This window comes from Rhodoferax fermentans, from assembly GCF_002017865.1.
GTDB classification, from domain to species: Bacteria; Pseudomonadota; Gammaproteobacteria; order Burkholderiales; family Burkholderiaceae_C; genus Rhodoferax; species Rhodoferax fermentans.
The window spans coordinates 77,083-103,522 of record NZ_MTJN01000002.1 but is presented as its reverse complement, the minus strand read 5'-3'; the positions used below and the strand labels follow the sequence as shown (position 1 = coordinate 103,522).

28 protein-coding genes, 1 tRNA gene and 1 pseudogene are annotated in these 26,440 nt (G+C 56.1%); 21 read left to right on the top strand and 9 right to left on the bottom strand.

From position 1 onward, the window contains the following. Positions 1-13 precede the first annotated feature (13 nt). Positions 14-90 (top strand) — tRNA-Pro (locus tag RF819_RS00535). Positions 91-397: 307 nt separating this feature from the next. Here the strand turns inward: RF819_RS00535 and RF819_RS00530 are convergent. Both RF819_RS00530 and RF819_RS21215 read right to left on the bottom strand, forming a co-directional pair. Next, complete coding sequence (locus RF819_RS00530; protein ID WP_158081211.1) at positions 398-817, bottom strand: hypothetical protein; 420 nt, start codon at positions 815-817, stop codon at positions 398-400. A 559-nt stretch (positions 818-1,376) separates the two neighbouring features. Beyond that, complete coding sequence (locus tag RF819_RS21215) at positions 1,377-1,586, bottom strand: hypothetical protein (protein ID WP_158081210.1); 210 nt, start codon at positions 1,584-1,586, stop codon at positions 1,377-1,379. A 68-nt stretch (positions 1,587-1,654) separates the two neighbouring features. Between RF819_RS21215 and RF819_RS21210 the strand changes: the two genes are divergently transcribed. The 7 genes from RF819_RS21210 (at position 1,655) to RF819_RS00500 (ending at position 7,384) form a co-directional block, all read left to right on the top strand. Further along, positions 1,655-1,798, top strand: coding sequence for a hypothetical protein (locus RF819_RS21210; protein WP_158081209.1), 144 nt, complete (start codon positions 1,655-1,657; stop codon positions 1,796-1,798). A gap of 43 nt (positions 1,799-1,841) precedes the next feature. Beyond that, positions 1,842-2,204 carry a hypothetical protein gene (locus RF819_RS00525; RefSeq protein WP_078363168.1) on the top strand — a complete coding sequence of 121 codons (363 nt, stop codon included), beginning with the start codon at positions 1,842-1,844 and terminating at the stop codon, positions 2,202-2,204. Between the two features lie 389 nt (positions 2,205-2,593). Next, on the top strand, positions 2,594-3,562 hold the full coding sequence (locus RF819_RS00520) for a DUF932 domain-containing protein (protein WP_078363167.1): 969 nt from the start codon (positions 2,594-2,596) through the stop codon (positions 3,560-3,562). A gap of 161 nt (positions 3,563-3,723) precedes the next feature. After that, positions 3,724-4,734 (top strand): YqaJ viral recombinase family nuclease, encoded by a 1,011-nt coding sequence (locus RF819_RS00515; protein WP_078363166.1) that lies wholly within the window; start codon positions 3,724-3,726, stop codon positions 4,732-4,734. A 152-nt stretch (positions 4,735-4,886) separates the two neighbouring features. Next, positions 4,887-6,026 carry a recombination directionality factor gene (locus RF819_RS00510; RefSeq protein ID WP_242472979.1) on the top strand — a complete coding sequence of 380 codons (1,140 nt, stop codon included), beginning with the start codon at positions 4,887-4,889 and terminating at the stop codon, positions 6,024-6,026. 387 nt (positions 6,027-6,413) lie between these two features. Continuing rightward, a complete protein-coding gene (locus RF819_RS00505; RefSeq protein ID WP_078363165.1) occupies positions 6,414-6,851 on the top strand; it encodes a hypothetical protein in 438 nt (145 codons plus the stop codon). After that, positions 6,848-7,384 (top strand): hypothetical protein, encoded by a 537-nt coding sequence (locus RF819_RS00500; protein WP_143541540.1) that lies wholly within the window; start codon positions 6,848-6,850, stop codon positions 7,382-7,384. The genes RF819_RS00505 and RF819_RS00500 overlap by 4 nt, the downstream gene beginning before the upstream one ends. Positions 7,385-7,988: 604 nt before the next feature. Here RF819_RS00500 and RF819_RS00490 read toward each other — a convergent pair. The 5 genes from RF819_RS00490 to RF819_RS00475 all read right to left on the bottom strand — a co-directional run bounded on the left by RF819_RS00490 (position 7,989) and on the right by RF819_RS00475 (position 14,763). After that, the gene (locus RF819_RS00490) at positions 7,989-11,123 is read right to left on the bottom strand and encodes an efflux RND transporter permease subunit (RefSeq protein ID WP_078363162.1); all 3,135 of its coding nucleotides are present in this window, start codon (positions 11,121-11,123) and stop codon (positions 7,989-7,991) included. A 12-nt stretch (positions 11,124-11,135) separates the two neighbouring features. After that, positions 11,136-12,749 carry an efflux RND transporter periplasmic adaptor subunit gene (locus RF819_RS00485; protein WP_078363161.1) on the bottom strand — a complete coding sequence of 538 codons (1,614 nt, stop codon included), beginning with the start codon at positions 12,747-12,749 and terminating at the stop codon, positions 11,136-11,138. Then, positions 12,746-14,017 carry a TolC family protein gene (locus RF819_RS00480; protein WP_078363160.1) on the bottom strand — a complete coding sequence of 424 codons (1,272 nt, stop codon included), beginning with the start codon at positions 14,015-14,017 and terminating at the stop codon, positions 12,746-12,748. Before RF819_RS00480 ends, RF819_RS00485 begins: the two co-directional genes overlap by 4 nt. A gap of 7 nt (positions 14,018-14,024) precedes the next feature. Then, positions 14,025-14,168, bottom strand: a complete 144-nt coding sequence (locus RF819_RS21205) for a DsbA family protein (RefSeq protein WP_158081208.1) — start codon at positions 14,166-14,168, stop codon at positions 14,025-14,027. A 211-nt stretch (positions 14,169-14,379) separates the two neighbouring features. Next, positions 14,380-14,763 carry a copper-binding protein gene (locus RF819_RS00475; RefSeq protein ID WP_078363159.1) on the bottom strand — a complete coding sequence of 128 codons (384 nt, stop codon included), beginning with the start codon at positions 14,761-14,763 and terminating at the stop codon, positions 14,380-14,382. Between the two features lie 550 nt (positions 14,764-15,313). Between RF819_RS00475 and RF819_RS00470 the strand changes: the two genes are divergently transcribed. The 9 genes from RF819_RS00470 to RF819_RS00430 all read left to right on the top strand — a co-directional run bounded on the left by RF819_RS00470 (position 15,314) and on the right by RF819_RS00430 (position 21,970). Then, the gene (locus RF819_RS00470; protein WP_143541539.1) at positions 15,314-15,595 is read left to right on the top strand and encodes a CopK family periplasmic copper-binding protein; all 282 of its coding nucleotides are present in this window, start codon (positions 15,314-15,316) and stop codon (positions 15,593-15,595) included. A 281-nt stretch (positions 15,596-15,876) separates the two neighbouring features. Further along, positions 15,877-16,347, top strand: a complete 471-nt coding sequence (locus tag RF819_RS00465; protein ID WP_078363158.1) for a hypothetical protein — start codon at positions 15,877-15,879, stop codon at positions 16,345-16,347. An 11-nt stretch (positions 16,348-16,358) separates the two neighbouring features. Further along, on the top strand, positions 16,359-16,640 hold the full coding sequence (locus tag RF819_RS00460; protein WP_078363157.1) for a DUF2933 domain-containing protein: 282 nt from the start codon (positions 16,359-16,361) through the stop codon (positions 16,638-16,640). Continuing rightward, entirely contained in the window at positions 16,637-17,293 is a 657-nt protein-coding gene (locus RF819_RS00455) for a methyltransferase family protein (RefSeq protein ID WP_078363156.1), read from the top strand. The genes RF819_RS00460 and RF819_RS00455 overlap by 4 nt, the downstream gene beginning before the upstream one ends. Then, positions 17,286-17,543: a heavy-metal-associated domain-containing protein gene (locus tag RF819_RS00450; protein WP_244899848.1), complete on the top strand. Its 258-nt coding sequence runs from the start codon at positions 17,286-17,288 to the stop codon at positions 17,541-17,543. The genes RF819_RS00455 and RF819_RS00450 overlap by 8 nt, the downstream gene beginning before the upstream one ends. Positions 17,544-17,579: 36 nt before the next feature. Beyond that, positions 17,580-18,212: a LemA family protein gene (locus tag RF819_RS00445; RefSeq protein WP_078363155.1), complete on the top strand. Its 633-nt coding sequence runs from the start codon at positions 17,580-17,582 to the stop codon at positions 18,210-18,212. Further along, positions 18,209-19,069: a TPM domain-containing protein gene (locus RF819_RS00440; RefSeq protein ID WP_274610610.1), complete on the top strand. Its 861-nt coding sequence runs from the start codon at positions 18,209-18,211 to the stop codon at positions 19,067-19,069. The genes RF819_RS00445 and RF819_RS00440 overlap by 4 nt, the downstream gene beginning before the upstream one ends. A gap of 2 nt (positions 19,070-19,071) precedes the next feature. Next, entirely contained in the window at positions 19,072-19,572 is a 501-nt protein-coding gene (locus tag RF819_RS00435) for a TPM domain-containing protein (protein ID WP_078363154.1), read from the top strand. 19 nt (positions 19,573-19,591) lie between these two features. Next, positions 19,592-21,970 carry a heavy metal translocating P-type ATPase gene (locus RF819_RS00430; RefSeq protein ID WP_078363153.1) on the top strand — a complete coding sequence of 793 codons (2,379 nt, stop codon included), beginning with the start codon at positions 19,592-19,594 and terminating at the stop codon, positions 21,968-21,970. 131 nt (positions 21,971-22,101) lie between these two features. On the opposite strand, the pseudogene RF819_RS00425 reads toward RF819_RS00430, so the two are convergent. After that, positions 22,102-22,410: pseudogene (locus RF819_RS00425) on the bottom strand (P-type ATPase actuator domain-containing protein); the annotation flags it as partial. A 193-nt stretch (positions 22,411-22,603) separates the two neighbouring features. On the opposite strand from RF819_RS00425, the gene RF819_RS00420 reads away from it, so the two are divergent. Together RF819_RS00420 and fliE are read left to right on the top strand one after the other, a co-directional pair. Next, a complete protein-coding gene (locus RF819_RS00420) occupies positions 22,604-22,885 on the top strand; it encodes a CopK family periplasmic copper-binding protein (protein ID WP_078363151.1) in 282 nt (93 codons plus the stop codon). A gap of 121 nt (positions 22,886-23,006) precedes the next feature. Further along, positions 23,007-23,315, top strand: coding sequence for a flagellar hook-basal body complex protein FliE (gene fliE / locus RF819_RS00415; RefSeq protein ID WP_078366692.1), 309 nt, complete (start codon positions 23,007-23,009; stop codon positions 23,313-23,315). 26 nt (positions 23,316-23,341) lie between these two features. Here fliE and RF819_RS00410 read toward each other — a convergent pair whose 3' ends face one another. Then, positions 23,342-25,573, bottom strand: coding sequence for a heavy metal translocating P-type ATPase (locus RF819_RS00410; RefSeq protein WP_078366691.1), 2,232 nt, complete (start codon positions 25,571-25,573; stop codon positions 23,342-23,344). A 124-nt stretch (positions 25,574-25,697) separates the two neighbouring features. Between RF819_RS00410 and RF819_RS00405 the strand changes: the two genes are divergently transcribed. Both RF819_RS00405 and RF819_RS00400 read left to right on the top strand, forming a co-directional pair. Then, positions 25,698-25,895 (top strand): heavy-metal-associated domain-containing protein, encoded by a 198-nt coding sequence (locus RF819_RS00405; RefSeq protein WP_078363150.1) that lies wholly within the window; start codon positions 25,698-25,700, stop codon positions 25,893-25,895. Next, on the top strand, positions 25,892-26,338 hold the full coding sequence (locus tag RF819_RS00400) for a MerR family DNA-binding protein (RefSeq protein WP_078363149.1): 447 nt from the start codon (positions 25,892-25,894) through the stop codon (positions 26,336-26,338). The genes RF819_RS00405 and RF819_RS00400 overlap by 4 nt, the downstream gene beginning before the upstream one ends. The last annotated feature ends 102 nt before the right edge of the window (positions 26,339-26,440 follow it).

Below are 26,440 nucleotides of genomic sequence, written 5' to 3'. Positions count from 1 at the left end.
TAATTATGGGCTTCGGTGTGTGGCGCAGCCTGGTAGCGCACTTGCATGGGGTGCAAGGGGTCGAAGGTTCGAATCCTTTCACACCGACCAATAAAATCAAGGACTTAGCGCAGAAATGCACTAAGTCCTTTTTCTTTGTTTCCTATTTTCTGAGTTCTGGTTGCCGTTCGGTTGCCGTTTCTCAATGGCTGCGAATGGATGCCATTGAATCAATTTGGACGAGACCTGGATCTTTTTTGAAGTTCTTGGTCGCGAAGTGAACTCGTCGGGGTTGCAAGGGTCGAGATTTTCGTGAAACCTTTTCGGCCATCAAGAGTTGCCGATCAAACGCTGGTCTGGTAAGCGCCAATCTGTATTCCAACTTTTTTTAGCCATATATCACTCTCTTGAGGGCTGTTTACCACGACCATCCAACGGCATCCGAAGCGCCAAAATCTTGCTGATCGTCCGGTAAAACAAGAGTGATGTGGTTCAAGTCATCCAGCACCATGAATTTCTTGCCATTCCGAGAGGTCCGAAGGATGCCAAAAACCAACACATCGGCTTCAGTCAGATCACTGGCATCTCCCATCTGAAACCGCTCAGCCAGAGCTGCAATGAGTGGTTGAGGTATGCAAATACTCGGATCATCAACTTGGCCTGCGTTCAGCCACAGTGCGCCATCCAGCGGTGCCAGCAACGCTGAATGAACTTTTCCGAACGCTCCCAGGTATGGGCAACCCGGCAACTCCGTCAGGCGTTCAAACCGGACAAAGAAATCTGCTACTTTGAAAGTGCCGATGTTCGGCACGTCCACCCATTGCCGTGAGCTGTTCAAAGCCGGTATTGCCACCAGCATGCGTAGCAGCGGTCTCAACCGCACATGTGTCGCAGAGGTCGCACCAGAATCTGAGCCAGACCGGGTACCAACATGGTTCATAGGACTGTGCCATTCGTCGGTTTGGGACACCTAACCCTGAGACGGATGGGCACCGTACCCAAAATCCACCAAGATTCGTTCAGATTTCTCCATCAGAGCAACATAGCCATCTGCCTGGCCGTGTGCCTGAAGCGCGGACTGCGCCGCTTTCAAGCTGCAGCCACTGGCATGAGGTCGCGCACCAAAACAGGCATCACGCCCGTTTAGCGATTCCTTTCGATAAAAGGCAGGTCCACCACACTCAGGGCATACCAGGTGATGGCGGTGCTGCGACAAATCGAGATTTGGCAGGCCTGTGAGTTGTTGCGCTTGGTAGACTGACCCATTGAGGGTGCACCGGGCTGATTGCATTTGAATTCTCCAGAAATAATCAGGTCACTGTTCTTGCTGGCCGCTCAAAGACGCTCGTCAAATGCCCATTGGATTTCACTGGCACCGATTGGCATCAAGAGGAGGTTCAGTCAAGGCTGAAGATTGGTGCATCAGCTGTTTTCGATTGGCCAGTCGTCGAATCAACTGGGTTGTCGCTCAACCTGATCACACCACTCTCACAGCATGAAGCTGAAGCAATAAATTCTTCAATTGCGGCACCGGTTGGCGTTGGCTCGACCACGCCAGCAGCGATGCGGCGGGTCTTTATGCCGTCACTTGTGCTTACGTCGACCATTTCCCGTTTCCCCACCCAGAGGAGAGCCTGGTCTTGTCTCTCAATCCCCCAAACCACGAAAGGACCCCATGTACATCAACCCCATCTCCCCCATGGAATGCCTCACAGCCTTTGCCATCGTCATGGTCACTGCAGCCATCACCGCCATTGGCCTGGTCGAATACATCCATGCCCTCAAACGGTGCGAACTGCGCAGGATCTACCAGCATTGACCATGGATATGCCCCCCCTTCCTTCCAAATCGGAACATGCCCCATGACCATCCAATGCCCTCAATGCCATTCAGACCGCATCGACACCCGCAACTACGGCAAAAAGGCCGGTAGCACCCTGGGCACCCTCGCTGGTGCGGCCAGTGTGGCTGCCGGTGTGCTGCGCGGTGGCGAAATCGGCGCCATGACAGGTGCGGTGGTCGGACCTGTCGGCACCACCGTGGGTACCATCACGGGTGCCATCATCGGTGGCCTGATAGGTGGCGCCACCGGTGGTGCCCTGGGTGCCAAACTTGGTGAAGTCGTTGATCAAAACGTCTTCGACAACTACCAATGCCTGGCTTGCCACTACACCTTCAGCAAGAAACCGCCTGAACCGGAGACGATGTACCCCTCGGGCATGTGATCCAGGCTTGAAATCTGGGGATTCCGTCACCCATTGGTGTCTTCGGACGTCCTCGGACATCTTTGGACGCTTGCTCGACGCTTTGCGCCCTCGCAGTTTCACTCGATACCCACCATGGCTTTCACCATTGCCATCCCACTGGATCAGAGCATTCAGATCAATCCATCGATCTTGAGCACCTGACCCGATCACCCACCCCGGGTGATGTCTCCCCCGTTCTCGTTCCCGCTCCTGTTCTCACTTGATCCACTGGCCGCACAGGCCTGACTGACCCCTGGCGTTTGACTGCTGAAACCCTTCAGCGGCTTTGTCACGTCCAGTCACAGCCCTGTTTCCGTCATTCACCCCCACCATCCCCACAACCATCCATCCAAGAAAGTGAAATCATCATGGCACACGCAGTACACACCATGGCCTATGTCGGCCAGACCCCCTGGCACCAACTCGGCAACGCCTTGCCAGCCCAACAACCCATCGAAGTCTGGGCTCAAAAAGCAGGCATGGACTGGGAAATCAAAGACACCCCGGTGCGCTATATGACCGAACAAGCTGGAACCCTGGGCTCCATCATGACCTTTGACGACCAGAAGGTTCTGTACCGCTCTGACACCAAGGCCCCCTTGTCAGTGGTCTCCGGTCGCTACCAGGTGGTCCAGCCCAAGGAAGTCCTGGAGTTCTACCGTGATCTGGTCGAGGTCTCCGGCTTTGAGCTGGAAACCGCCGGTGTCCTCAAGGAAGGCAAGAAGTTCTGGGCCCTGGCCAAGACCGGCAAGGAAACCGCACTCAAGGGCAACGACACGGTGAAGGGCTACATCCTGCTGGCCACCAGTTGTGACGGCACCTTGGCCACCACCGCCACACCCACCACCATCCGCGTGGTTTGCCAAAACACCCTGGCCGTGGCCTTGAACGGTGCCAGCAGCGCCATCAAGGTGCCCCACAGCACCAGCTTCGACCCTCAAGCGGTCAAGAAGCAGTTGGGCATCGCAGTCTCCAGCTGGGACAGCTTCATGTACCGCATGAAGACCCTCTCCGAGCGCAAAGTCAAAAGCCACGAGGCCATGAACTACTTCCTCAAAGTCCTGTGCAACACCGACAGCCATGTCGATCCGGCACAAGGCCTGATGAACGAGCGTGCTTTGAAGACGGTGCAAGCCCTGTACGACGGCAAGGGCCAAGGAGCCGATCTTGCATCGGCTTCAGGCACCGCCTGGGGACTCCTGAATGCGGTCACCCAGTTCACCGACCACGAACGCCGGGCAAGAAGTCAGGAATACCGGCTGGACTCCGCCTGGTTTGGTCAAGGGGCCGCATTAAAGCAGCGTGCCCTGGACCATGCCCTGCAACTGGTGGCCTGACAGGAACGGCACCAACTGACCGGTTCACAACGGCAACGACCCAACGAAACCACAACACCAACTAGCAGAACAGCCCCGCCCAGTCTTCGGATTGCGCGGGGTTTTTTGTTGGTGGCAATGACAGCAATCCCTGTTTCAACCCCAACCCAGAGAGAACCACCATGGCCCATCCCCTACAGACCCCCCTGGGTGACAAACCCCGCCGTCACGCCCCGGCATTAAAACTGGTCAAGACCAACACCCTGGACCGTGACCAATGGCTCACTGTCAGAAAACAAGGCATCGGCAGCTCCGATGCTGCTGCAGCGGTTGGCCTGAACCCCTACAAGTCCCAACTCGAACTCTGGATGGAAAAGACCGGGCGTGATGACAAGCTGCCCAAAACCGATCCTAATGACGAAACCAGCCCGATGTACTGGGGCACCTTGCTCGAACACATCGTGGCAGCCCACTACACCCGACGCACCGGCCACCGTGTTCGTCGTATCAATGCGGTGCTGCAGCATCCGACAGAACCCTGGATGCTGGCCAACATTGACCGCGAAGTCATTGGCACCCCGGATGTCCAGATCCTGGAATGCAAGACCGCCGGATTCCAAGGCTCCTTTCTGTGGCGTGAAGGTGTACCGGAATACATCCAGCTTCAGGTGATGCACCAGTTGGCTGTCACTGGCAAACCCTGTGCCGATGTGGCGGTATTGATCTGTGGCCAGGACCTCCAGATCCACCGCATCCACCGTGATGAAGCCTTGATCGCCAAAATGATCGAGTTGGAACGGGCGTTCTGGCAGTACGTGCAAACAGACACAGCACCCCCAGCAGATGGTTCGGACTCCGCTGATCTGGCACTGCGTTGTCTGTATCCGAAGGACAGCGGCCAAACCCTGGATCTCTCAGGTGACCTGGAGATGTCAGCGGTGTTCTCGGACCTGCTGTCGATCCGGGAAGTACTGACGACCAATGTGTTGTTGGAAGCCCAACTCAAACAGCGTATCCAGCAACGCATGGGGGAGGCCACCAAGGTGCTGTTTGAGACCGGGGAGGTCAGTTGGAAACGCAGCAAGGATGGCACAGCACTGGATACGACCAGCTTGCTCAAAGACCAACCGGAACTGGCCCAGCGTTATGCCCTGGTCAAACCGGGTTCCAGACGCTTTCTGGTGACCACCTGACACCTGCACCCGGGCTATCCCCCAACCCTAACCGCTGGGGTGACCCACTGACCCACCTCCTAGCGGCATGCGGGGGTGGGTGATGGCAACTGAACTTGTTGCCGTTTTGACTTCCGTCTTCCATCTTCTATATCCCAACCCAAGGAACCACCATGCTCAAAGGTCTGGCTTTAACGCCTCCCATCATTGGCCGAATCTCGATCGGCAAAGTTGTCGAGAAAGCGGGCAAACGTCTGCCTGAGAAAGACGACGGCTTTACCCTGACCAGCCAGGTGCAGTCCAGAGACGGCGGCTGGGTCAACCACCCTCTGGATGAGGCCCTGCGCAAGGTGGCAGGGAATGGAACAGGGGCGGGGACCAAACTTCGCCACATTCCCATCCGGCTCTTGTTCGATGACCCTGATCTCAACCTGAGAGCCAGCTACCACCTGTTTGACCGCCAAACCGGCAGACCAATGTGTGTTGGCAATGGGGAGACCTGCAGACGGTCCTTGGCAGCCGGAGTGCAGACCTTGCCGTGTCCATCTCCTGAGGCCTGTGAACTGGCCAAGGGAGGGTACTGCAAGCCCTATGGCCGGCTCAATGTGCGGGTGGTGGTGGATCAGCAAAAGAAACACAACCATAGTCAAGATCAGGACAAGAACCAGGACCAGGACCAAGACCAAGACCAAGACCCGGCACAGGCGGAGGATGAATTGGGCAGTTTCATCTTCCGTACCACCGGCTTCAATTCGATCCGCACCCTGTCAGCCCGACTGCGTTACTTCCAGGCGATCTCGGGAGGGATGTTGTCGACCTTGCCACTGGAGTTGCGACTGCGGGGCAAGTCCACCACCAAATCACATCGGGCTGCCATTTACTACGTGGATTTGACTATCAGAACCGGCATGACCTTGGCGGATGCATTGACCTATGCCAAAACTGAGCGTGAATTGCGTCAGAACGCTGGGTTTGACCAGGTGGCATTGGATGCGGCGGCCAGGCTGGGTTTTGCAGCCGGGGCCTTTGAAGAGTCGGAAGAGGAGGGTGCGGCGGTGGTCGAGGAGTTTTATCCAGATGAGTTTGGCAGTCCAGAAGCTGGCAGCGCAGAGGAGGGGGCTGACAAAGAGAGTGCAAGACTGTCACCCAATGGCCTGAAACCTGGGCTGGCAGACAAGCTCAACCGAAAAGTGGCGCTGATGACGGACCTGGGCAAGCCAGTGGCAGTGGAACAGTTGTCCGGATCTTCTCAGCCATCCCAGCCACCGCGTCCATCCCAGCCGACAGGGCCAGCGCAGCATGGCAGCCACTGATCGGCAGCAGCCACAGATATGCAGGAACAGCCGGGATGTCATCTTGTTCCAGCGCATCAGCGCGGGCTGGGAGTATCGGTACTCCAGTGGAGGCGATACCTGGTCTGCCTTTGACTTTGATCCGGCTCAGGCCAAAGCACGTCTGAAGCGTCAACTGGGCTGGGATCGCCAGCGCTTTGAGCGGGCTGATTTCCGACGGTTTTGATAGCCGCTCTGACACCACCACTTCAACCCACACCACAGAGCCCTGCGCGTCAGGGCTTTTTAGTGCGCTGTTGAAAGGCATCACTGAGCCTGGCAAGCAGGCCGTGGCGATTTTCCTGTTTCCTCGGTCACGTACACAAAGTTGGAAACCGGGCCAATTCACTCACCTTTCAGGAGGACATCATGGCGCAAAACGTTTCAAGCGCGGTACTCAAAATCGGCAAGCTGCGTTACCTGGTGCGTGTGCCGACCAACCAGCAACCAACGCTGGCCAAACTTTACAAAGCCAACCCAGACATGCCTTGGGAGGAGGTGAGAGGGCACTTGACACCCGAGGCACTGCTGGCTGAACGTGTCAAGGACCTGCAGACTTACGCGATGAAATGCGACGGGCGGCATCGTAAGGTCAGGCTGTTCCCGAGTCCCCGTGTCTTTCCACCCACCGGATTGAGCGCCAAGGCGTACGTTAAAGCGTACTACGCGTTGAACCAACTGGGGACACCCAGTCACTTTGGGCCACTGGCTGAGCACATCACTTATCCGCGAGGCGTTGACAGCCAAATCGCAGCTTCACCGCCATGCCGGACAGTAGCCACGACTCACTTCAAAGAGGCAGCATGAGCATGAAGAAATCAACCAAAACGGAAATTGTCATTCCCACCTGGGCAGGCAGCACCGGGCCAGGGTATTGGGGTGACCGGGACTATTCTGCTTATGACGACCAGTCATCCTCATTCTGGGTGTCACTTCGGGGGGTGTTGCCCGGGGACCGCCACAATGACATGAACGACGTTTGCCGTGCAGTGAGTGATATTGGCTTGTATGTCTATGCCACCGTTGCGAGTACGGTCAGCATTGACTTACGGTTGCATGATGTGAGTTCAATGACTTTGCGTGAGTGCGAACTTCGCATCAAGGTGATGAAGCGGCTGTTGGTCAAAGGCAAGGTCTACCCGTGCAGTGATTTTGCGCGTGACACCAATGTGCATGCCGAACTGACCAAGGCGGTGGCTGCGCTGGGCATCAAACGGGCCATGATCCATCACGACATTAATGAACCGGAGACGTTTGAGTTGGAGGGCCTGGCGCTCAAGCGAATATCTGACTGTGTCGATGATCGGTTGAATCGCATGAACCTGCGCCAAGTTGCTTGATTGCCGCTGCACTGCACCCCTGTGGTGTGGTGCAGTGGGTGGCAGCCTGTTTTTTTTTCTTGAGAAGCACAAATTTTGCTCATGAGGTCGGTCTCAGACATTAACGATGGCATTGCGCAAAAAATCCTGCCTGTAGTCGATCTCGTTGACGCTGCGTGGTGGATGGCTCGAGATGAGTTGTGTTCAAAAATGACAGGGACCACGGTAATGTGGCTGTCTTCAGCGACAGGCAGACTGACAGGCGCCATTGGAATGGCGGTTGCCATCGGCAGGACACGACCCATTGCGGTCTTAGCCTCTGGCGATTTCAACGCCGGAAAGCTGACATTCGCTGATGGGAATCAGCAGACCCGCAATGACCGCTTGCGGGAGACCCAATCTTTAAAGTGGTAGTCGTGTCTCGACCAGGAATTGAGGCTCAACAATGGCCGGTATCGAGATGCCAAAATCAAAATTCCCTCCCAGATTAAAGTCCACTTGTTGAAGTATCTCTGCCTGGCACAGGACACATCTCACTCAGAGCACTGCCATATCCAATTTGATTCATGCTTGAAAATAAATCTAACTGAAGAAGGCCAGTGGTTTCAAACTTCAGGGTGAACGATTAGCCCTCCAACCCCCTCTTTAACCGCCACTGTTTGACCAGCGCGTAGATCGCAGGAATCACCGCCAGCGTCAGCACCGTGCTTGACAACATGCCGCCGACCATCGGCGCGGCGATACGACTCATGACTTCAGAGCCGGTGCCGGTGCCCCACATGATGGGAAGCAGGCCAGCCATGATCGCCACCACCGTCATCATCTTGGGCCGCACGCGCTCGACAGCGCCTTCCATCACCGCTTCGTAAAGATCACCAACGGCAGGCTCGCGCCCTTCTGCACGGCATTTAACCTTGATAGCCTCCCAGGCATGGTCGAGGTAGATCAGCATGATCACGCCGGTCTCGGCGGCCACACCGGCCAGCGCGATGAAGCCCACCGCCACCGCCACCGACAGGTTGTAGCCCAGCGCCCACATCAGCCAGATACCACCCACCAGGGCAAATGGCACCGAGAGCATCACGATCAGCGTCTCGGTGATGCGCCGGAAATTCAGGTACAGCAGCAGGAAGATGATCAGCAGCGTGACCGGAATCACCACCTTCATTTTCTCGATGGCGCGCTCCATGTTCTCGAACTGGCCGCTCCAGGTGGCGTAATAACCACTTGGGAAGGTCACCTGCTCGGCCACGGCTTTTTTAGCGTCATGCACATAACCGCCAATGTCACGGTCGCGGATGTCAACATAGATGTAGGCCGACAAAAGAGCATTTTCGGTCCGGATGCCCGGTGCGCCCTTGGCCACCACTACCTTGGCCAATTGTCCCAGCGGGATCATCGCGCCATCCATGGTTGGCACCAGCACCTCACGTGCGATTTGCTGCGGGTCGCCACGTAATTCACGCGGGTAACGCACCGTCACGCCAAAGCGTTCCCGGCCCTCGACCGTCGTTGTCACCATCTCCCCCCCCAAGGCGCTGCCAACCACGTCAAGCAGGTCGCCCACGGCCAGGCCGTACCGCGCCAACTGCGTGCGATCGGGTTCGATGTTGAGGTAAAAGCCGCCGGTGATGCGCTCGGCAAAGGCACTGCTGGTGCCCGGCACGGTCTTGACCACGGCTTCGATCTGCCGGGCCAGCTTTTCCATTTCAATCAGGTCCTTGCCAAACACCTTGATGCCAATCGGCGTACGGATGCCGGTGGACAACATGTCGATGCGCGCCTTGATCGGCATGGTCCAGGAGTTGGCCACACCGGGGAACTGCAGCGCCTTGTCCATCTCGGCGATCAACTTGTCCATGGTCAGACCGGCACGCCATTCGGACTCGGGTTTGAGGTTGATCACGGTCTCGAACATCTCGGTCGGCGCCGGGTCGGTGGCGGTGTTGGCGCGCCCTGCCTTGCCAAAAACCGAGGCCACCTCGGGGAAACTCTTGATGATCTTGTCCTGCGTTTGTAACAACTCAGCGGCCTTGGTGATCGACATGCCGGGCAACGAAGCTGGCATGTAGAGCAGGCTGCCTTCGTTGAGCGTGGGCATGAATTCAGAACCCAACCTGGAGGCCGGATACCAGGAAACCAGCAGTGTCAACAGTGCCAGGAAGATGGTCACTTTTTTCCAACGCATCACGCCGGTGATGATTGGCCGGTAGACCCAGATCAGAAACCGGTTCACTGGATTTTTGGACTCGGGCATCACCTTGCCGCGGATAAACAGCAGCATCAGCACCGGCACCAGCGTCACCGACAGCAGCGCCGCACTGGCCATGGAAAAGGTCTTGGTGTAGGCCAACGGCGAGAACAGCCGCCCCTCCTGCCCTTCCAGTGCAAACACCGGTAAAAACGACACGGTGATGATCAGCAGCGAGAAAAACAGCGCCGGGCCAACCTCCTTGCAGGCAGCCAGCATGGCCTCAAAACGGTCATGCGTGCTGTGGTTTTCGGGCAGGCGCTCCAGGTGTTTATGGGCGTTCTCGATCATCACAATCGCCGCGTCAATCATCGCGCCGATGGCAATCGCAATGCCGCCCAGGCTCATCAGATTCGAGCTCATGCCCAGCAACCGCATGGCGATAAACGCCATCAGAATGCCCACTGGCAGCATCAGAATCGCTACCAAGGCGCTGCGCACATGCAGCAGAAAGACGATACACACGGCGGCAACGATCAGCGATTCTTCCAGCAGTGTTCGTTTGAGGGTGTCAATGGCGCGGTAGATCAGCTCGGAGCGGTCATACACCGCCTGCACTGTCACCCCTTCGGGCAGGCCCGGGCCAATCTCGGCAATCTTGTCTTTGAGGTTGGCGATGACTTCCAGCGCGTTTTCACCGTAACGCGCCATGGCAATGCCTGAGACCACTTCGCCCTCACCATTGAGTTCCGTCAAGCCACGGCGCTCGTCGGGCACCAGTTCCACACGGGCAATGTCACGAATCAGCACCGGTGTGCCCTTGTCGGCCTTGACCACCAGCATCTCGATGTCGCCTTTGCCACGCAGATAGCCTTTGCCACGCACCATGTACTCGGTCTCGGCCATCTCGACCGCACGGCCCCCCACATCGCGGTTCGAGTCGCGAATCACCTGCGCCACCTTCATCAGCGGAATGCCGTAGGAACGCAGCTTGACCGGGTCGACGGTCACCTGATAGGTCTGGACAAAGCCGCCAATCGACGCGACCTCGGCCACGCCGTGGGCCTTGGTCAACTGGTAACGCACATACCAGTCCTGAATGCTGCGTAATTCGGCCAGGGTTTTGTTCTTGGCGATCAACGCGTATTCGTAGACCCAGCCAACGCCGGTGGCGTCCGGCCCGATCTGTGGCGTGACGCCCTTAGGCATACGGCCGGAGGCAAAGTTCAGGTACTCCAGCACCCGTGAACGTGCCCAGTAAATGTCGGTGCCGTCTTCGAAAATGATGTAGACAAACGACGCACCAAAAAACGAGAAGCCGCGCACCACTTTCGATTTAGGCACCGACAACATGGCGCTGGTCAGCGGGTAGGTCACTTGGTCTTCCACCACCTGCGGCGCCTGGCCGGGAACTTCGGTGTAAACGATGACCTGCACGTCCGACAAGTCCGGCAGTGCATCAATCGGCGTACGCAGCACGGCGAAAACACCGCCCGCAAGAATGAACAGGGTGGCCAGCAGCACCAGAAAACGGTTGCGGCCTGACCAATCAATGATTTTTGAAAGCATTGCGGATTCCCATTAATGACCGGCGTGCGCGTCGCTGCCAGTGGAGGCCTGGCCCGCTGTAAGCGGCTTGACACTGGTGATCACCCACTCACCGGGTTGGCGCTCGACAAACTCGACCGCCACTTTGGCGCCTGGCTTGAGTGTTTTGAGCAATGCCTCGTTGGCCACGTTGAACTCCATCGTCATCGCTGGCCATTTGAGGCTGGCAATGGGACCGTGGGCAATGCTGACCGTACCGGTCTTGGCATCTACCTCTTCGACCGTGCCTTGCGCCTGATGACCGGCGCTGGCCGGGCCGGCTGCACCAGATGCGGCCGGTGCCGCAGAATTGGGTGTTGCTGCGCCCGCGAAGCCACCTATTGCGGCCTTGAGATTGCTTTCGGCATCAATCAGGAAGTTGGCCGCAACCACCACCTGCTCACCTTCCTTGACCCCGTCGATCACTTCGACATAGGTGTCGCTGCGCGCACCGAGTTTGACCTCGCGCGGCTCGAAGCGGCCCTCTTTGAGCTGGACCAAGACAATTTGCCGGGTACCGCTGTCGATCACCGCCGACACCGGCACAGTCACCGCCTGAGCTTTGCCCGAGACTTGAAGTTCCATCTGGGCAAACATTCCGGGCTTGAGCAGTCCGCCCGGGTTAGCCATCTCCACCCGCACCGGCACCGTTCGCGTTTCTGCTTTAAGTGTGGGGTAGACATAAGTCACCTTTCCCTCGAACAGCTTGTCGGGGTAAGCGGTGATCCTGACCTGCGCTTTTGCGCCGGTCCTGACCAGTCCCAGATCTTGTTCAAACACATCCGCCACCACCCAGACGGCCGACAAATCGGACACCTGATAAAGCGCGTCACCGGGCATGAAACGCATACCCTGCACCGCCTTCTTTTCGGTCACGATGCCCGACACCGGTGAGCGAAAAGTCATCGTGCGTCTGGTATCACCAGAGGCCACCAGGGCCTTGATCTGCTCCTCGGAAATATCCCAGTTCTTGAGCCGCTGCAGGCTCGATTCGACCAGTCGCCCCATGCCCAACTGCGCCGAGCTGTCGGCACCCTTGAGTGACGCGGCGCCCTGTACCGCAATCGCATATTCACGCTGCGCCGACACCAGCTCCGGGCTGTAAACCTCAAACAGCGGCTGGCCTTTGGCCACATACTGGCCGGTCACATTGACATGCAAGCGCTCGACATAACCTTCAAACTTTGGCGAAATCATCGCAATGCGGCGTTCATCGGGCTCCACGCGGCCGGCGGCATGAATGGTCCGATCCAGGCTGCGCAGCTGGGCGGCTTCGGCACGCACACCAAGTTTCTGGACCTTCTGGGTGCTGATGTTGACCTGATTCGGAGAAGCAGCGCTGTCGTCGGTGGATGCGCCCTCAAACACGGCGATGTAATCCATGCCCATCGGGTCTTTTTTCGGCACCGGCGAGGTGTCGGGTAGGCCCATGGGATTGCGGTAGTACAACAGTTTTGGCTGTTTGGGGGTATCTGGTGCGCCTGTGGCCTGAACTGCGGCAGTTGGCGCATGTTGTGCTGCCTTGCCCGACTGTCCTAACCAATAACCACTGCCCACGGCAGCAACCAAAGCGATAACACCTACAGAGATAGCTGCACCTGATTTCATAATTCTTCTCCCAATAACTTTTCAATCTCAGCCAGACGCATCTGCGCGTCAACTTGCGCCTTCAGTTGTCCCAAGCGGGCCTGGCGAATTTGCCGCTGTGCGTCCAGCAGAGTGGCAAAGTCGAGTTTGCCGTTTTCGTATCCCGCCAAGGCCGCCTGAAAAGTCAATTCGGCCTGTGGCAACAAGCTGGTCTTGACAAGTTGCTCTGTCCTTTGCGCCGCTTGTATGCCAGCCAGGTTTTCAGACAAATCGGATGCGACTTGGTTAGCCACGGCCTCACGACGGGACTGAGCTGCCGCCAGCATGGCTTGGGCCTCACGCTCCTGAGCCCGTCGTGTGCCCTGTTGCAGTGGAATGTTCATCTCCAGCATCAGACCCCACTCGGTGACGCGGCTCTGCATTTGCGTGGGCGTGATGGCCAGCGTGAAGTCCGGGTAGCGGTTCTTCAGGCTGAGCTCACGTGACAGCTCTGCTGCCTTGATACGTGCGTCCTCCGAGAAAAGCTGCGGGTTACGCTGATGCGCCCGCTCCAGCAAGGAATCGGCATCGAACTTCTCCGCAGCAGGCAAAACTGACAGACGCTCAGGCGCAGCCAAGGGCGCGCTGCTTGGCCGCGCTAACAAGGCGTTAAGCCGTGCGTCGGCCTGGCGGGCTTCGCTTTCTAGTGCCACCAATTCAGTCTGCATGGTGGTTTGCTCCACCTGGGCGCGAATGGCATCCTGCTGCATGGCCAACCCTCCGGCGTAGCGCACCTGGGCCACATTGGACAAGCGGTTGGTCAGGTCGAGTAATTCCTGTGTGAGTTTCTTGGTGTTGTACAGAAAGTAACGCTGGGCATGGGTGGTTTTCACTTTGGCGGCCAGTTCCGCCCAAGTCCCTTGTGCCTTGCCGTCAACAGCTTGTGCCTCCTGACCAGCAATGGCACGCTTCAAATCGCGTTTTCCCCACCAGGGCAGGTCTTGCATGAAGGTGTATTTGGTACTGCCGGTTTCGTTGGGCAACAGCGTGGCTGATTGCGAACCGCCCTTGGTGATGTCCATCCATTCCACCCGGAATTTCGGGTCCATCAAGGCGCCGGCCATAACGACTCGCTCGCTGGCGGCTTGGGCTTCCTTGCGCATGCTGGCGTAGTCCGGGTTGCTCGCTTTGGCGATGGCCAGCAAACCTTCGAGCTGGGCGCCGGGCAAGGTCTCCTGTGCCAGCACAGGCGCAGCACTGCCCCAGGCCAGCAGCGTCAATAAGGCAGCCGATTGAAAAATGTCTTTCATAATGATCCTATAGATGTTGGGCGAGTGCGTCTTCGACGAGCTTCATTAACTCGTCAAAACCGAACTGTGGCAGCGGTTTGCCGTTGACAAAATACCACGGCGTCATCGTCACTTTCAGAGTTTGGGCATCCGCCAGATCACACGTGGCCAAGGCCGTTACTTCAAGGGCAGTCGCGTCGTTTTACAGGCGAGCCAGGTTCAATCCCAGGTTTTGCAGCAAGGGGCCGATGCATTGCCCATCGACCGTGTGGATGATCATCCAGGTATCTTGGCTGGCATGCAGAGATTGCAGTATGACTTCAAACCGGCATTGTTGGTGCGCAGCCACCAGAACCTTGACCAGCGCATAAAACTTGTATCAGTTATTTCAATGCTTCAAAACGCAGCACGGCCATGCCTCCGTCGGCGGGGTCGGTGGCAAAGCGAATCTTTTGTCCGACCTGCATCTTGTCGAGCCAAGTGATGTCCTTGACCTTGTAGGCCATGGTCATGGGCGGCATGCCGTTCACCGACCCATGCGCCAGGGTCACTGTTCCCTTTGTCTTGTCGACCCGCTTGACCGTGCCTTCAGCCATGCTGGTGTCGGCGCCATGTTGGGCCGCCATGGTGGCAGCGCTTCCCTGCATGCTGCCACCAGCCATGGCACCGCCCTTCATACTGCCGTGATCCATTTGCGCCAAGCCAAGTGTCGAAAATCCCACTCCAGCAACAGCCAGAATCAAGGTGAAAAAAGAACGAGCGTTCATGAGGGAACTCCTTTGTGAAATTGGATGTCCGATTTTGAACCGCCGAAACGAACAACAAGTTGACCCGAAAATTACATTTGTGTCATCTTCGAAATCTCATGCTCGACTTTCTATTTCAATCAGCTGTTGGCATTAAGACGACAGTGAAGAAGGCAATTTGATTGATCTGACTGACTCTGACGAAATTCGCACTTCTGGATATCGTCGTTGACTAACCGATTACCTGGCAAAGACACAAAGTCTTTGAGACCGCATCTGGGCTGTTGCCTTCATGCATCTATGAACTCAGACTTGGCACTTGAGCGTTTTCCAACTGAGACTGAGTGCATAAGCCGGCGTGGAGGAAGAGCATTAATCCACCGAGACGTTCGTGTTTTTCAGAACCCGTCAATGTGATTCGAAAACTTTCTTTAGGTGTCTTTTTTGTAATTTTGCGGTCATGCCTTTGTTGGGGTTGGACTTCTACATTAACACCAGTGATGCAGCAGTTGCGTCACCGGTCCCCGAGAAACTTCGGGGAGAACTGCAATCATCTTGAAGGAGTTTTATCATGTCAATTCGTAAATCCATTCTGGTTCTGAGTCTTGCTTTGCCTGCCCTGTCTGCATTCGCAGTGACCAATCAGGATATTGTGAAGTCCACCCAACTCAAGGACGGCGCTATCGTGCATCAGTTTAAAGACGGCAAGATGGCCATGGAAAACAAGTTTGGAAAAGTTGTTCGCATGCAAGAAGGCGCAGCGATGGAAACCGCGAATGGTCAAACAATCACCATGAACGGGGATGAGGTCGGCAGGCTGGCTTACTACGTCAAATTGGAAAACCGCCGCTAACGAGCCCGTAACCAGGAGTGATGCGGACATTTCAGCACCGCATCATGATCTGGTGCAAGTGTGGTAACCAAGAGGCCATCTTCAAACAACGTCTGGGCGAGGTGCAAAGGAATTCACATGCGGAATCCTCCACTTGTCGATATTGAACTTTTCCATCCAGCGAAAGCTTTCAATAAGTTGCTTAGCGCACGGACGCTTGGCGCTCTGACTGCTTCACTCGCACTGCTCACCAATTTGGGCATGGCATTGGCATTACCCATTTCCACCAACCGGAGTTTCAAATGACAACTTTTCGTCAAACTGTTCTGCCTCTAGTTATGGCTGCCGCTGCATTTGGCGCCTATGCGCAAACGGACGCCCAACATGTTCAACATCATCCGGCTGATTCTGTAAAAAAGGCGGCTGTAGCCAAGCCGAAAGCATTGGTCAAGGAATCGATGGCCGCTATGGATAGCCAAATGAAAGTTATGCGCGAGATGCATGAAAAGATGATGGCGGCAAAAACACCGGAAGAACGCAACGCGCTTATGGCTGATCACGCGAAGGCCATGCAAGACGGCATGAACATGATGGGTTCGATGGCCTCCATGGGTGGCATGAAAGGCATGGGCAGCACGGACTCTGGCGCAAACAAAGGGCGTGTGCCCTTGGACATGATGGCCCACCCCGAGATGATGGAAAAGCGCATGGAAATGATGACTTCCATGATGCAAATGATGATGGATCGCCTTCCTGACGATCCCGCAAAGTAAGGAGCCCAATCATGGACCATGACCATGAAACCCCAGACCAACCGCCAAGCTTTTGGAGTTCCCGATACGCCGTGGGACTATTGGTGATTGGCGCAGCAGCTGCGTATTACTTGTTGACGGAGCACCTGGCTCATGTTGCAGGAGCTTTGCCCTGGCTGCTCTTGTTGGCATGTCCCTTGATGCATGTCTTCATGCACCACGGACACGGAGCTCATGGTCACGGTCAAGGTGGCGGTCCACCCATTGATGATTCCAGCAAATCGAGCAATCCGCGGCCGGGAGAATCAGCATGAGCCATGATCAACCTGCCTATGGGTTGTGGACGTTGGTGATCTTCAATTCAGCGATTTTCATCATGTTTGGCTACAGCTTCTTCAAACCCGCAACGGCCAGGGATTGGAGAACGTTTAGTGCGTTCTCTGCCTTTATCGTGGCCCTGTTTGTGGAGATGTACGGGTTCCCATTGACCATCTATCTTCTGTCCGGTTGGTTGCAAACCAAATACCCTGGCTTGGACATCCTGACCCATGACGCTGGACATTTATGGTCCACACTGCTGGGCGAAAAGGGTGATCCGCATTGGGGGCCTCTTCATATTGCGAGTTATATCTTCCTGGGCCTGGGTTTCTACCTGTTGTCGAGTGCTTGGAATGTGCTGTACCACGCCCAACGCAGGCACGTATTGGCAACGGCGGGACCTTACGCCCGTATCCGTCATCCGCAATATGTGGCCTTTGTCCTGATTCTCTTTGGCTTCCTATTGCAATGGCCGACCTTGTTAACCCTGTTGATGTTTCCAGTCTTGCTAACGATGTATGGGCGCTTGGCAGTCACCGAAGAGGCAGAGATGCGGTCGCAATTTGGCGAGATGTATACGCGTTACGCCCAGCAGACGCCACGTTTTTTTCCGCACTTTCATCAGTCGTCTGCGACATCTGGTGGCTGAGCCATGTGGAGCTACTGGGATTGTTTCGCAAAATAGAAAAAAGGGAATCGAAGGTGATTTGAGGGTTCACGACATCACATGCGAATCGTGCGTGAAACATGTCACGACAGCATTGCAAGCTGTTCCTGGTGTAACTCGTGTGGAGGTGGACCTGGCAAGTGGCCGCACGCGTGTGGTCTCTTCTGGATTCTCGAAGACATCTGGGTGCCAGAGCAGCCTGGATAACAAAGTCGCCTGCTGCTGCGCATAACGCTGGCATATTTCATTTATATCGGAGGCACAAAAAATGCGCAAACTTCTCATCTTCATCATGTCTGCCGCGATCCTTGGGTTGACGGGCTGTGGATACAACAGCTTTCAGAGCACCGACGAGCAGATCAAGGCCAGCTGGGCGGAGGTGCTGAACCAGTATCAGCGTCGATCGGATCTGGTGCCCAACCTGGTCAGCACCGTCAAGGGCGAGACCCAGTTTGAGCAAGACACGTTGATCAAAGTGGTCGAGGCGCGCTCAAGGGCAACGTCCATACAGGCGACGCCTGAGCTGATCAACGACCCTGCTGCTTTTCAGAAGTTCCAACAGGCACAAGGCCAATTGTCGGGAGCCCTGTCGCGCCTGCTGGTGGTATCCGAGAACTACCCCAATCTCAAAGCCAACCAGGCATTCAGAGATTTGCAGGCGCAGCTGGAGGGCACAGAAAACCGCATCACGGTCGCCCGCAACCGGTACATCAAATCAGTTCAGGAGTACAACGTGACGGTGAGGTCATTCCCATCGAATCTGACTGCAATGGTGTTTGGATACAAAGAAAAAGCCAATTTCACGGTGGAGAACGAGAAGGAAATCTCCAAGCCACCGTCCGTCAGCTTTGACCGCCCAGCGGCTGCGCCACAAGGCGCGGCATCCGGAGTCACAAAATGACCATCAAAGGGGCGATGCACCGCGGGTGTCTTGCTGTCTGGCTGACGTTTGCATTGTTCGTTCCAGGACTTGCCGATGCACAGGTCGCAGTGCCTCCCCTAGTGGGACACGTCACCGACCGGAGCAGCACGCTCACGCAGGAGCAGAAAGCCCAGCTCGAACAAGCATTGACAGCTTTTGAAGCGCGCAAGGGCACACAGTTGGCCGTGCTGATGCTTGCCACCACGCTGCCCGAAGGCATTGAGCAATATGCCTTGCGGGTGGCCGAGCAATGGAAGCTGGGGCGCAAGAAGGTAGATGACGGCGTCATTCTGGTGGTGGCAAAGGACGATCGCACCGTACGCATCGAAGTGGGCTATGGCCTGGAAGGCGCACTGTCAGACATCGTCAGCAAGCGCATCATCAGCGAGACCATCGTGCCGCGCTTCAAGCAAGGTGATTTCTACGGCGGTGTGCAAGCCGGCACGGCGCAGATCATGCAGGTGGTGGATGGTGAACCTCTACCGGCAACCCAGAGCAACCCAAGAGGGAACGATCAGAGTCTTCGGCAGTTCGTGCCATTTCTGTTCATTGTGGCCCTGGGAGTTGGCGGTGTGCTGCGCCATGTCGTTGGAAAGTTTGGTGGGTCCTTGATCACGGGGGCCATCGTGACTGGCCTTGCCTGGATGTTGATTGGGACCTTGCTTTATGCCATCTTGGCCGGTATTGCTTCCATGTTTGTCACATTGATTGGAGCAGGCACACTGCTTCGTGGCGTCGGAGGCTATTCTGGTGGTGGTCGAGGTGGATTCGGCGGTGGCGGATTCCGGGGTGGCGGTGGTGGTTTCGGCGGCGGCGGCGCGTCGGGAAGGTGGTAGCCATGCATATCCAGCGTTTTATGCGACACCTGCTGTTTACCGATTGGCAGTTGCACCGGGCCTTCACGCCACAGAGCCTGCGCGCCATAGAGCAAGCGATCCAGTCCAGCGAACAACAGCATGGCGGCGAGATTCGATTTGCCGTGGAAGGTGGTCTGGACGGCATGCGCTTGCTCAAGGGCCAATCCTCGCGCGAGCGCGCCCTTGAAGTGTTCTCCCAACTGCGAGTCTGGGACACCGAGCACAACAACGGTGTCCTGATTTACGTTTTGCTGGCAGACCATGCGGTTGAAATCGTTGCAGACCGGGGAATCCATGCCAAAGCTGGCAATGAAACTTGGGCCGCCATCTGCCATGACATGCAAAAGGCGTTTTCCAGTGCCGCGTTCCAAGCCGGCGCATTGCAGGGCATTGCGGCACTTGCCAACCTGATCGGAGCGTATTTCCCAGCGCAGGAAGCGCGCGTTAACGAGCTTCCCGATGCCCCGGTCTTGTTGACCTGACAAACATTGCAGAAATACTATGAATACCCACCAACACGACGAACACGCGCATGCGCACCACCATGGCGCCGGGAGCGCTGTGCCTCAAGCAGACAATAGCACCGAAAAAGGCAGCACTGAGGCTCTGAAGGATCCCGTGTGCGGTATGACGGTGACGGACCAGTCCTTTCACCGATCCAAGCATATGGGTCGTACGTTCTTCTTTTGCGGCCCCAAGTGCAAAACGAAATTCGATGCCGCTCCCATGCAGTACATGGGGGAACCCACTGCCAAAACGGCCGCTGCACCAACGGTTGCAGGGACGATTTACACCTGCCCCATGCACCCCGAAATTCGCCAGGATCATCCAGGCAACTGCCCGAAATGTGGGATGACGCTGGAACCCCTGATGCCTGCGCTCGATGATGAGGAAAATTCAGAGCTGCAAGACTTTCAGCGGCGTTTTTGGTGGACGCTGCCTCTCACTGCCGTGGTTTTTGTGCTGGCGATGGTGGGCCATCGCCTGCAGTGGATGGATATGACGGTGCAGAGTTGGGTCGAATTTGCGCTGGCAACGCCCATCGTCCTGTGGGCGGGATGGCCGTTTTTTGTACGCGGTGCAGAGTCCGTCATGAACCGCAGTCCCAATATGTGGACATTGATTGGTCTTGGCACTGGAGCAGCGTACCTCTACAGCGTGGTGGCGACCATTGTGCCAGGTGTATTTCCGGATTCATTCATCTCCATGGGCCGGGTGGCTGTCTATTTTGAAGCGGCTGCGGTCATCATTTCACTGACACTTTTGGGGCAAATGCTGGAACTCAAGGCGCGTTCCCAGACTTCAGCGGCAATCAAATCGCTGCTGGGACTGGCACCAAAAACGGCGCGCCGTGTGAAAACCGATGGCACCGAGGAGGACATTGAACTCTCGCATGTTCATCTGGGTGACTTGTTGCGGGTGCGCCCGGGCGAAAAGGTTCCAGTCGATGGCATCGTCACTGAAGGCAGCAGTGCACTCGATGAGTCCATGTTGACTGGCGAACCTCTGCCTGTTACCAAACGCGTGGGCGACAAGATCATTGGTGCAACGCTGAACACCAGTGGCGCGTTGGTGATGAAGGCTGAAAAAATCGGGTCTGACACCGTCCTGTCCCAAATCGTTCAAATGGTCGCACAGGCCCAACGCTCTAGGGCTCCGATGCAGCGCATGGCGGATGAGGTCGCTGGGTACTTTGTCGTGGCAGTTGTAAGCATCGCCATGCTCACTTTCATTGGTTGGGGGCTTTGGGGTCCTGAGCCAAGCTGGGTGTACGGATTGATCAACGCCGTCGCCGTATTGATCATCGCTTGCCCCTGCGCACTGGGGCTGGCCACACCCATGTCGATCATGGTGGCCACTGGGAAAGGGGCGACGCAGGGAATACTGTTTCGCGACGCCGCAGCCATTGAAAACCTGCGCAAGATCGACACCCTGATCATCGATAAAACCGGTACTCTGACAGAAGGGCACCCAAGTTTTGAAAAGACGGTGCCGAGTGCTGGGTACGAAGCTGACGAAGTTTTGCGTCTTGCCGCAAGCCTTGATCAGGGAAGCGAACATCCTTTGGCGGCAGCCATTGTGACCGCCGCGCGTGATCGCAAACTCATATTGGAAAAGCCAGAGAACTTTGAATCAGGCTCTGGCATTGGTGTGCAAGGCCAAGTTGCAGGAAAACATTTGGTCTTGGGAAATACTACTCTGATGCAGCAAATGAAGATTGCGGTGGATGAGTTGAAAGGACAGGCTGAAGCCCTGCGGACCGAAGGTGCCAGCGTCATGCACCTTGCCGTTGATGGAAAGCTCGCCGGATTGCTCGCGGTCTCCGATCCCATCAAGACCAGTTCGATGGAGGCCCTCAGGACACTCAAGGCATCAGGCATCCGCATTGTGATGGCAACGGGTGACGGTCTGACCACGGCCAAAGCAGTTGGCGCAAAGCTCGGCATCGATGAAGTACATGGGGAGGTCAAGCCTCAAGACAAACTCAATTTGGTCGAGCAGCTGCAAAAGGACGGCCGTATCGTGGCCATGGCGGGTGACGGCATCAATGATGCCCCGGCCCTGGCAAAAGCCAATGTGGGAATTGCAATGGGAACGGGAACTGATGTGGCAATGAACAGCGCTCAGGTCACTCTGGTCAAGGGGGATTTGCGTGGCATTTCTATCGCCCTGGCACTCTCAAATGCCACTGTCGGCAACATGAAACAGAACCTGATGTTTGCATTCCTGTACAACGCACTGGGCATCCCCGTGGCTGCTGGGGTCCTCTATCCCTTCACCGGTTGGGTACTGTCACCTATGATTGCTGCCTTGGCAATGAGCTTTAGTTCGGTGTCGGTTATTGGCAATGCACTGCGGTTGCGATCTGCTCGGCTTTAGTGGTTCGCCAGGCACATGGGGTGTCATGTTCTGCAAAATTTCAAGAGCACTTCGTCACCACTTCCACGCTTCACTGTGCAGCCTTCCATCGCTTTAACTGTAGTGCATTACTCACCACACACAAACGAATGCCATGTCAGCAGAATGACGACTGCCAGCACCAGAACCACTGGAACAAATACCGCGCTGAACTGATAGACCATCCGCTGGATCGGTGCTTTGGCAGCTTGCGCGTCCTCCACCACCCGGATGATGTGGGACAACACGGTTTCGCTGCCTACTGCGCCGACCTGCATCACGATGCGCCCTTCGCCATTGATTGAGCCACCTGTGAGGGCTGTGCCCACGTCTTTGGCTACGGGAAGGGGCTCGCCAGTGAGCATGGATTCGTCCACCTCGGTATGCCCCTCAAACAACGTTCCATCAACCGGAAAACGTTCGCGATGCTTGATGTCGTTTTTCAGAACCCGTCAATGTGATCCGAAAACTTTCTTTAGGCGTCCTTTTTGTAATTTTGCGGTCATGCCTTTGTTGGGGTTGGACTTCTACATTAACACCAGTGATGCAGCAGTTGCGTCACCAGTCCCCGAGAAACTTCGGGGAGAACTGCAATCATCTTGAAGGAGTTTTATCATGTCAATTCGTAAATCCATTCTGGTTCTGAGTCTTGTGTTGCCCGCTTTGTCGGCTTTCGCTTTGGACAACACCGATGTCGTGAAGTCCACCCAACTCAAGGACGGCTCAACTGTGTATCAGTTCAAAGACGGCAAGATGGCCATGGAAAGTCAGTTCGGAAAAGCCGTGCGCATGCAAGAAGGCACAACGATGGAAACAGCAGACGGTCAATCGATCACCATGAAAGGAGACGAGGTAGCTAAGCTGGCCCAAGGCATTTATAAACACAACCGCAACTAGGGTACTGACCGGTGCAGGCGTACCCAAGAGGTTTTGCCCGCATTAGAGCCCAGTGCCGTGCGCACTGGGCGGTTGGGCACTTGCCCTCAACTCAGCCGATTTGCAGCCTATAGGCATGCTCATGAACCTCACAATCAAGTCACCCGAATTAATACGTGCTGTCGTGGATCTAAATCCACCGCTCCGCAAAAGTCAGGGTTCATCTGAAACCGGATTTCAGGATGCTCTGGTGCAGGCCTTGAGTTCAACAAGCAATCTTCAAAAAGAGTCTGGGCGACTTACCACGGCGTTCACCCTCGAAAATCCAACCGTTAGCCTTGAGCAAACCATGTTGGCAGGTGTTAAATCAAATGTCGCGTTTCAGGCGACCTTGCAGGTACGCAACAGGGTTGTCCAGGCATATACAGATGTCATGAATATGCAGGTGTGAAGAGCAGCTTTGCGCAGCATAAAAACCTATTGTTTGTCCGGTTTCCAACGCTTTAGTAGCAGTGCATTACTCATTACGCTGACCGAGCTCAAAGCCATTGCGGCACCGGCCATGACTGGGCTTAAAAAGCCGAACGCCGCCAAAGGAATGCCTGCAACGTTATAGGCAAACGCCCAGAATAGATTTTGACGAATTTTGGCAACGGTCTTATCTGAAATATCCAGCGAGGCAACGACTAGCGTGGGATCGCCTCGCATGAGGGTGATCCCTGCTGCGTGCATTGCAACATCGGTGCCGTTGCCCATTGCAAAGCCAACATCCGCAACGGCAAGTGCAGGAGCGTCGTTAACTCCATCGCCCACCATGGCAACGGTATAACCGCCCTCTTTGAGGGCAATGACCCTGGCGGCCTTTTCGCCTGGCAGCACTTCCGCCATGACTTCACCGTCCTCTGGTCGCAAGCCAAGGCGACGTGCCATAACTTCGGCAGCACCTTGGTTGTCACCGGAAATCATCACGGTTTTGATACCGCGTCGCCGCAACGTGGCGAGCGCTTCCTTCGCTCCTGGCTTGGGTTCATCTCCAAACGCCATTACTGCTCGCAGAGTCAAGCCTTGTGCCGTGCGCTCAGCCATCGCAGAAACAGTGGCACCCTGGCTCTGCCACTCGACAGTCCGCGCTTTCACTGCGAGGGTGTCAACATTGAGTTCTTCCATCCATCTCAGGCTACCAATCAAGAAATTGCGCGCACCCACCGCACCCTCGGTGCCTCGACCGGCGATTGAGCGAACACTCTCGGGAGCTTCGAACACTTGTCCACACTCTTGAGCTCTTGCCACCACAGCACGCGCCAGTGGATGCTCGCTACCGCTTTGCACACTTGCTGCTATCTGCAGCACTTCGTCCTCGGAGATCCCATGCAACGGGAACAGGCTCGTCAATTTGGGTCTACCTACTGTCAGCGTGCCAGTTTTGTCAAACGCAACCACATCAACCTTGTGGGCCAACTCAAGGGCCTGGGCATCCTTGATCAAAATGCCATGCTTAGCAGCCACGCCAGTGCCCGCCATGATGGCTGCTGGTGTAGCCAGGCCCAATGCGCAGGGGCATGCAATCACCAGCACAGCCACGGCGCGAATCACTGCGAGCTCAAACGAATGCCCTGTCAGCCACCAGCCCAGCAGAGTGGCGACTGCCAGCACCAGAACCACTGGAACAAATACCGCACTGACCTGATCCACCATCCGCTGGATCGGTGCTTTGGCAGCTTGCGCGTCCTCCACCAGCCGGATGATGTGGGACAACACGGTTTCGTTGCCTACTGCGCCGACCTGCATCACGATACGCCCTTCGCCATTGATTGAGCCACCTGTGAGGGCTGTGCCCACGTCTTTGGCTACGGGAAGGGGCTCGCCTGTGAGCATGGACTCGTCCACCTCGGTATGCCCTTCAAACAGCGTTCCATCAACCGGAAAACGTTCGCCAGGCTTGACCACCAGTTTGTCACTGACAAGCACCTCAGCCACGGGAACATCCACTTCGCCGTCCAGCCCCAGCAGATGAGCCATGTTGGGGCGTAGCGCATGGAGGGCGCGTATGGCGGAGGTTGTTTGCCACTTGGCACGGACTTCGAGCCACTTGCCCAGCAACACAAGCGTGATAACAATCGCTGAGCCTTCGAAGTAAAGATGAACCACGGCACCTGCTTCGGCCGTCAACCACAACCACACCGACAACGCCCAACCTGCTGTCGTGCCAATAGATACCAACAGGTCCATGTTGCCGGTTCGGGCCTTGAGTGCGTGCAACCCCGCCCTGTAAAAGCGTGCGCCAAGGCCGAACTGTACGGGTGTTGCCAGTAAAAATTGCCACCACGGGGGCAGCATCCAGTGCTGTTCGAACAGGTCACCCAGCATGGGAACAGTCAGCGGCATAGACAGAAGCAGTCCTATGGCCACAGGCATAAAGCCCGACCAAGGTGAAGCTTCTTGAGCATCTAGACCCGCCTCGGCGGTCCGAGGTTCGTAGCCTGCGTCGCGCACGGCGCGGCGCAGGAGCGCCTGCATGTGCACACCTGGTGCTGCCAAAATGCGGGCCGACTCGGTGGCCAAGTTGACAGTGGCATCTTGAACACCCGGCACTTTTCTGAGCGCCTTTTCGACTCTTGAAACGCAAGAGGCGCAAGTCATGCCCCCTATGCCTATGTCCACTGGTTCAGAAATAGTAGTGACGATTGATTGTGTTGGATAAGTAGTCATGCCGGCAAGCGTAATCCTTGACACCATGGCAAGGTCAAGCACAAAGATTCCATGCTTCTAACCCTTGACCTTCCCATGGTGGGAGGCTTCAAGCTATGCTTTCCAATGTTTAAAAGGAGTTTTTATGAACCAATCTTTCACCGTCACGGGCATGACATGTGGCCATTGTGAAAAAGCAGTCGCTCGTGCCGTCAAAGGGATTGATCCAAAAGCCGAAGTGACGATTGATCGACACCTCAATAAGGTGGAGGTGGTTTCCACGTGTGCGCCTGAACTGATTTCCAAGGCCATCACGGACGAAGGCTATATCGTCGTCCAATGAAAGCTGACATAAAGGTCACTGCTGACTTGGTTGGCACCGTTTGGCCGGTGACAATTGGTGTCGCAGCGCGTCTTTCCAAGGTGTCGGCCAAGATGATCAGGCACTATGAAGGACTGGGTTTACTGGCTCCAGTGGCACGTACAGACAGCGGTTACCGTCAATATGGCGAGGCAGATGTGCGCACTCTGCAGTTCATCAAACGCGGGCGGGAACTTGGGTTTTCCATGATCGAGATTGCGGAACTGGTGGGATTGTGGCGCAACCGAACGCGTGCCAGTGCCAGTGTCAAACGCGTTGCACAAAAGCATGTTGAGGACTTGGCCGTACGCATTGAGGCCATGCAGTCCATGCAACGGACCTTGGCTTCGCTGCTAACACATTGCCCAGACAATGAACGACCTGACTGCCCAATTTTGGATGACCTGGCGGGTGGGTGTTGTTAATTCTGCCCGCGTTTCACGATCACGCAAGACAGCAAGAAAACTCCATGATATTCGGCTTGTGACCCAAATCCTACATATCTGTAATTTCTGGGTCATGCTGCT